Origin of the sequence: Candidatus Skiveiella danica (genome assembly GCF_022705245.1) — a bacterium.
GTDB classification, from domain to species: Bacteria; Pseudomonadota; Gammaproteobacteria; order Burkholderiales; family Burkholderiaceae_C; genus Skiveiella; species Skiveiella danica.
Genome location: NZ_JAKJEW010000102.1, coordinates 1 through 889, shown reverse-complemented (window position 1 = coordinate 889; position 889 = coordinate 1). Strand labels below are relative to the sequence as shown.

The following is an 889-nucleotide window of genomic DNA, read 5'->3' as shown; positions in this document are numbered from 1 at the left end:
TGCCGGCCGCGTTCGCTCCGAGCAGCGCGACGACCTCGCCCGGGCGGACCTCAATGTCGATTCCTTGCAGGACTTCAGCCGGGCCGTAGGACGCGTGCACACCGGCCAGCTCCAGGATGGGCGCGGCTCGAGATGTGCGCGCCTCGGGCGGCGGCGCCGACATGGGCTGTGGCGGCATCGGCCGCGAAGGCTGGGACGCTGGCTCGACGCCGGTATCGGCGCCGACAGAAATCGGCGCGGATGCTGTCTTCGCCGAGCCCAGATAAGCGCGGATTACCTCGGGATCTGCGGCTACGTCAGGCGGAGCGCCGGCGGCTATCACTTCGCCGTGGTCGATCGCTATCACTCGGTCGCATGCTGCAGCTATGAGGTCCATGTGGTGTTCGATGACGACGATTGTGTAGCCTTGGTCGCGAAGGGCTACTATTTCGTCTACCATCGTCGTGATCTCCTCGGGAGTCATTCCGGCAGCCGGTTCGTCCAGCAGCAGCAGCTTAGCGCCTGTTGCGATGGCGCGGGCTACCTCAACTCGGCGACGGTCGGGGTACGACAGATGGCGGACCAGCGAAGCTTCGCGCGTCAGGAGCGATGTATCGACCAAGGCCAGGGCTTCCCGAGCCCGGGCGACTGCCTGCGCTTCCTGGTTCGCGTGCGCGGTCGATCGCGCTAACGCTCCGAGAACGTTGCCGCGCCCCTGCAGATGACAGCCTGCCAGGACGTTTTCGAGCACTGACTGTGTTTCGAACAGGCGGATGTGCTGGAAGGTGCGTGCTACTCCCAAGGATGCCACCCGATGCGGATCGAGCCCCGTCGCGGCTTGGCCTTGAATGCGCACTTCCCCTGCAGACGGCTTGACTAGGCCCGTGATCAGGTTGAACAGTGTGGTCTT

Annotated in this window: 1 protein-coding gene; it reads right to left on the bottom strand. The window is 65.1% G+C overall.

Going from position 1 to position 889, the window contains the following annotated elements; all coding sequences use genetic code 11:
• Positions 1 to 889, bottom strand: an 889-nt coding sequence (locus ACMUOY_RS20235; protein WP_413894527.1) for an ATP-binding cassette domain-containing protein, incomplete at both ends; no start/stop codon positions are given.